The sequence below is a fragment of the Microcystis sp. M049S2 genome (assembly GCF_020245625.1).
In the GTDB taxonomy this organism is placed as follows: Bacteria; Cyanobacteriota; Cyanobacteriia; order Cyanobacteriales; family Microcystaceae; genus Microcystis; species Microcystis ichthyoblabe_A.
Window position 1 is genome coordinate 1 of sequence record NZ_JADBUN010000009.1, and the last position, 5,085, is coordinate 5,085.

6 protein-coding genes are annotated in these 5,085 nt (G+C 48.0%); 4 read left to right on the plus strand and 2 right to left on the minus strand.

Annotated elements, in window-relative coordinates; all coding sequences use genetic code 11:
* Positions 1-175: 175 nt before the first annotated feature.
* The 3 genes from pstB to IM496_RS00770 all read left to right on the plus strand — a co-directional run bounded on the left by pstB (position 176) and on the right by IM496_RS00770 (position 3,014).
* Positions 176-973: a phosphate ABC transporter ATP-binding protein PstB gene (gene pstB, locus IM496_RS00760; protein ID WP_287660958.1), complete on the plus strand. Its 798-nt coding sequence runs from the start codon at positions 176-178 to the stop codon at positions 971-973.
* A gap of 72 nt (positions 974-1,045) precedes the next feature.
* Complete coding sequence (gene cax / locus IM496_RS00765) at positions 1,046-2,137, plus strand: calcium/proton exchanger (protein WP_194017961.1); 1,092 nt, start codon at positions 1,046-1,048, stop codon at positions 2,135-2,137.
* 136 nt (positions 2,138-2,273) lie between these two features.
* Positions 2,274-3,014, plus strand: a complete 741-nt coding sequence (locus IM496_RS00770) for a cadmium resistance transporter (RefSeq protein WP_287660960.1) — start codon at positions 2,274-2,276, stop codon at positions 3,012-3,014.
* A 214-nt stretch (positions 3,015-3,228) separates the two neighbouring features.
* Here the strand turns inward: IM496_RS00770 and IM496_RS00775 are convergent, their stop codons facing one another.
* Together IM496_RS00775 and IM496_RS00780 are read right to left on the minus strand one after the other, a co-directional pair.
* A complete protein-coding gene (locus IM496_RS00775) occupies positions 3,229-3,711 on the minus strand; it encodes a thiol-disulfide oxidoreductase DCC family protein (protein ID WP_287660962.1) in 483 nt (160 codons plus the stop codon).
* 122 nt (positions 3,712-3,833) lie between these two features.
* Positions 3,834-4,553, minus strand: coding sequence for a TerC family protein (locus tag IM496_RS00780; protein ID WP_272083310.1), 720 nt, complete (start codon positions 4,551-4,553; stop codon positions 3,834-3,836).
* Positions 4,554-4,742: 189 nt separating this feature from the next.
* Between IM496_RS00780 and psaM the strand changes: the two genes are divergently transcribed.
* A complete protein-coding gene (psaM, locus tag IM496_RS00785; protein ID WP_012264462.1) occupies positions 4,743-4,835 on the plus strand; it encodes a photosystem I reaction center subunit XII in 93 nt (30 codons plus the stop codon).
* Positions 4,836-5,085 lie beyond the last annotated feature (250 nt).

Below are 5,085 nucleotides of genomic sequence, written 5' to 3' on the forward strand. Positions count from 1 at the left end.
CTGCATTATTCACCAACTGGCAAAAACCTGATTGTGAGGACATCTCAAAAAACAGACTGTTTTTCAGCCAGATCGCTAGATGAACTTCTTGCCAAGGCTTTCGAGGATTTTCCAAAGTCTTCATGAATAATGCAGGTTAATCAATCGTTTAATCACACTCAGGAGAATTTTTACCATGACTACCCACCTTAACGCAGATCACAGTGTTTTCGAGGCGGAAGGAGTGAAAGTTTTTTATAATGGATTTCTTGCTCTTCTGGACGTTCATATTAAAATTCCTGCACGAAAAATCGTCGCCTTTATCGGGCCGTCCGGTTGCGGGAAAATTACCCTCTTGCGCTGCTTTAACCGAATGAACGATCTCATCCCCGGCGCCAAGGTGGAGGGAAAACTACTTTACCGAAATCAGAATATTTACGATTCGCAGGTCAATGCGGTCAAGTTAAGGCGACAGGTGGGGATGGTTTTCCAACGTCCCAACCCTTTTCCCAAGAGCATTTACGAGAATATCGCCTACGCGCCCCGAACCAACGGTTATCAGGGAAATCTGGACGAATTGGTCGAGTATTCCCTGCGGCAGGCGGCGATCTGGGAGGAAGTAAAGGACAAACTGAAAGAAAAAGGAACGGCACTATCGGGGGGACAGCAACAGCGCCTCTGTATCGCCCGTGCGATCGCGATGAAGCCGGATGTTTTATTGATGGATGAACCCTGTTCGGCCCTCGATCCCATCTCTACCCGTCAGGTGGAGGAATTGTGCCTACAACTGAAGGAAAGTTACACGATCATTACCGTCACCCACAATATGCAGCAGGCATCGCGGATCGCCGACTGGACGGCGTTTTTTAACACCGAAACCGATTCGTCCGGGAAACGCCGGGGAAAATTAGTCGAATTCAGCCCCACGGAAGTTATGTTCGGCAATCCGCAAACCGACGAGGCCCGGGAGTATATTACCGGGCGATTTGGGTAATTGAAACAGAAAAAAAGCCGATAGTCTATTTTTCAAAACCGTGCGCGGTTTTATGCCGAGACACCGATTGCTATGAATAGAAAGGACTGGATTTTCGCTATTTTGTTGGTTTTTGTCCCGATCTCGATCGCCTGGAATTTCCTGCGTTGGGACGTGACGATCGTTTTCCTGAGTGCCTGTCTAGCGATTGTTCCCCTGGCCGCTTACATGGGAAAGGCAACCGAGGAAATCGCCGTCGTGGTCGGTCCTAATCTTGGCGGTTTAATGAACGCCACCTTCGGCAACGCCACCGAATTAATTCTCGCCTACGCCGCCCTGGAAGAGGGTTTGATCGAGGTGGTGAAAGCGACGATTACCGGTTCGATTATCGGGAATCTGCTGCTGGTAACGGGCTTATCGATGTTTTTCGGCGGCTTACGCTATAAAGAACAGAAATTCCAGCCCGTGACCGCCCGTTTAAATTCCTCGTCGATGAATCTCGCCGTGGCAGCGATCCTCCTACCCACGACCGTTCAATACACCTCCGCCGCAATCGAGGAGAGCGTCCTACAGCGTCTCTCGGTAGCGGTGGCGGCGGTATTAATTTTTGTGTATTGCCTGAGTCTGCTGTTTTCGATGAAGACCCACACCTATCTTTACGAGGTGGGGGTCGCCGATCTCGATCAAGAGTCGGGGGAAGCGGTAAGCGTAAAAAAGCCGAATCTCTGGTTCTGGGTGGGGATATTACTGCTGGTGACCATCGGGGTGGCGGTCGAATCGGAATTATTAGTTAATACCCTAGAGGAAGCCACGCATAAATTAGGATTAACGACCCTTTTCACGGGGGTGATCCTGCTGCCAATTATCGGCAACGCGGCCGAACACGCCACCGCGGTTAGGGTCGCCTTAAAAGACAAAATGGATCTGGCGGTTTCTGTCACCGTCGGTTCGAGTCTACAAATCGCACTTTTTGTCGCACCCGTCCTCGTGATTGCGGGTTATTTCCTCGGTCAGCCGATGGCTCTCGATTTCGATCCGTTTGAATTGGTCGCCGTCGCCGTCGCCGTCTGGCTGACTAACTCGATCAGTAACGACGGTCGCTCGAACTGGCTAGAGGGTATATTACTCGTCGCCACCTACGCAGTGATCACCCTTGCTTTCTTTTTCCATCCCGCACCGGGATAGAGCCATCGGTCGTGGGAAATACAGTTTCTCCATCGGGATAGGTAGTAAAATTCTCCCGTTCCGGAACCTTTGAAGGAAAAGCCGAACAAGGTATAACGAACGGACGAACCCGACGGCCATCTTAAGGAAAAAAACGATGATCGAGATTGTGATCGCGATATCCACCGGTGTAGCGGCATTCGTCGCCACCAACCTCGACGATATATTGATCCTGACGATTCTCTTCAGCCAAACGGGAAAACTCTTCCGTCGTCGCGATATCGTCATCGGTCAGTATATCGGCTTTAGTCTGCTTGTTATTGCCAGTTTAGCGGGATTTTTCGGTTGCTTTCTCATCCCTACCCCATGGATTCGCTATCTAGGCCTCGTTCCTGTGATTCTCGGCATCGTTTCCCTTCTCAAAGAAGAGGAGAAGCAGGAAAAGCCGGAGAATGTCGAATTGGACCTGGAGGGTGCGAAACATTCCCCCTTCGGTGTAGCTCAGGGTAAACCCTTCGGTGGTTGGTTTGACCCGCGCACCTACAGCGTGGCTGCGTTGACCGTCGCCAACGGGAGCGATAATATCGGTATTTACGTTCCCCTGTTTGCCAGTAGTACCGTGACAAGTCTGATCGTTATCGTCAGCGTGTTTTTGATTCTGGTGGGGGTTTGGTGTGCGTTCTCGCGTAGCGAGCGCTTTGCGTTCGCCTACGGGTTGACCAGTGTGCCGACCATCGCCACTATTCTAACCAGTCAGGGAAGTACCTTCGTTCCCTGTGTGCTGATCGGTCTGGGTATTTTTATCGTCAAAGAAAGTATTCCCCTCGCGTTTTTGGCCTTAGGAATTAGCTATCTCTGGGCGATCATCGGTCGCAGTCAGGGACTGGCAAGAAAATAAAGTACCATTTATTTACTAGGCAGAATTATCACATTAAATCTGGTTATTAAAAACTGATTATTTATTTCTCCTTTTGCCTCTTGCCGTTCGGCTGAGCTCACGGCCGAAGCCTTTTGCCTTTTGACTGTCCTTATAAGTAGCCTATACTCAACGGATTTAGTATCACATCCCAAGGGGTGATTCCGAATGGGGTGTAGAGTTAGGAGATTTTAACTCACTGAGAACAACGATTTGATGAGTTGCATTCCAGACGTTTTTGACGCTCTGCTAAGATTGTTTTTAGATTCGGTCTTCCGGTTAAGGTTAATCGCCAAGAAGCCCAAATTTCATAGATAATATCCACTAGAAACCCGATAACCGGCCATTTGGTAGCGGCATAAATCCAACCGATACCCAAAATATCATAGACTTGGCGAAACACTTCCACATTTTGGAGTATAGTACCATCGGCTAGTACAGCGTGGATTCGTCCCATGGCCGCCGCGAAGGAAATACCGCCATTTTCCTCCGGATTATAGTTTTCGGCGGCAATATCGACAAAAGCAACTAATCCTCTCCCAGCATCCTGTTTTTGCAGAAAATTAACCTCCCGCAAGCAGAGGGGACATTCTCCATCGTAGAGGAGTTTAATTTTCCAAGAGGGCGATCGAGTAGAATTTTCTAAGGTATCAGCAGATGGAGTCGGTAAAGATGACATGATCTTCTAGGGATTCTCTTTTCAGTGGTCGGTAATTAGTGAGGGGTTGAGAAGTAGGGAGTGGGGAAGTGGGGAAGTGGGGAGAATAAATAAAAATAATCTCCTGACTCCTGATGATTATTTTATGGCAATTCATCAGATTGGATGGGATCACTCTCTATTGGTTCTCGATCGTTGCGTTTTGAGAAACCCCAAGCAAAGAGGATAGCAATTAAACTAATCATAATCCATTCCGGCGGCACAAAATCGGGACTAATCACCCGCAACAACAATCTTAAACCCACCAAACCGACGGTGACAAAACCGGCATCTTCTAGGTGGGTGTATTCCTCTAACCAGCGAATAAATAAACCCGCCATAAAGCGCAGGGTAACTACTCCGATCGTACCACCAAGCAGGATCAACCAAGTATCATCGGCCACGGCGATGGAGGTGGTGACACTATCGAGGGAAAAAGCTAAATCGGTAACGGCAATTAGGGGGATAGCTTGCCAGAGAGATTGAAACTTGAGACTATGATGGGTGTGGTCTTTGTCTTCCGGGGAGGCAAAGTAATTAAAGACTAACCAGAGCAAATATACTGCTCCCAAAAGTTCAAACTGCCAGTATTTAACCACCCAGGTGGCGGTAAGAATCAAGATCATACGGAGAATATAGGCGAAAACTAAGCCAATATTCAAGGCCTGACGTTGACGCTGATGATCTCCTAATCCCTGTGCTATGGAAGCGAGAGCAATGGCGTTATCTGCTGATAATACCGCTTCTAGGGCAATGAGAACCAACAGAATTAACGGGGTTTTTAGACTAAGGGTTAGAGATGAATCAAGGAGCGAGTCTAACATTGAGGCCGCAGGTAAAAATAAATGTAATCATGGCAATACTTCAGCTTAACGCTTTTACAACTTTCTTTTCTAGGGGAGATAACCGTCATCGGGGTGGGGAGATATGAAGTCTTGTAACGAAATGATGCAGAGGACCCCGATGATGTCGGAAAGTATTGGATGAATATCTTTATGAGGAGATAATCAGCAATGCTTTCTGATACTCAAGTTCTAGTCGCTCTGGTAATTGCTTTAATCCCCGGGATTTTGGCTTTTCGTCTAGCGACGGAACTTTATAAGTAAAGTCGCTTTCAATAAACCCTGATCCCGTCTAACCTAGCTATAGGATAGACCGATTGGGGTTTTTTCGGTTATCGGTTATCAGTGATTGGGTGTAAATTGAAAGTAATTAGGGTCTGCTGAAAAAGTTTTTCGGTGGGGGCAGGGTGTGGGGTGTGGGGTGTGGGGTGTGGGGTTTTACCGGTTTTGAGGTGGCCAATTACCTAATTTTTAGGGAAAAAGTCCCGGAATTTTCCCCCTGATCACTCCCATA

What these genes read in the sequence shown, in the direction of transcription:
- pstB (WP_287660958.1), top strand. Translation starts at nt 176, where the DNA reads ATGACTACCCACCTTAACGCAGATCACAGTGTTTTCGAGGCGGAAGGA.
- cax (WP_194017961.1), top strand. Translation starts at nt 1,046, where the DNA reads ATGAATAGAAAGGACTGGATTTTCGCTATTTTGTTGGTTTTTGTCCCG.
- IM496_RS00770 (WP_287660960.1), top strand. Translation starts at nt 2,274, where the DNA reads ATGATCGAGATTGTGATCGCGATATCCACCGGTGTAGCGGCATTCGTC.
- IM496_RS00775 (WP_287660962.1), bottom strand. Translation starts at nt 3,711, where the DNA reads ATGTCATCTTTACCGACTCCATCTGCTGATACCTTAGAAAATTCTACT.
- IM496_RS00780 (WP_272083310.1), bottom strand. Translation starts at nt 4,553, where the DNA reads ATGTTAGACTCGCTCCTTGATTCATCTCTAACCCTTAGTCTAAAAACC.
- psaM (WP_012264462.1), top strand. Translation starts at nt 4,743, where the DNA reads ATGCTTTCTGATACTCAAGTTCTAGTCGCTCTGGTAATTGCTTTAATC.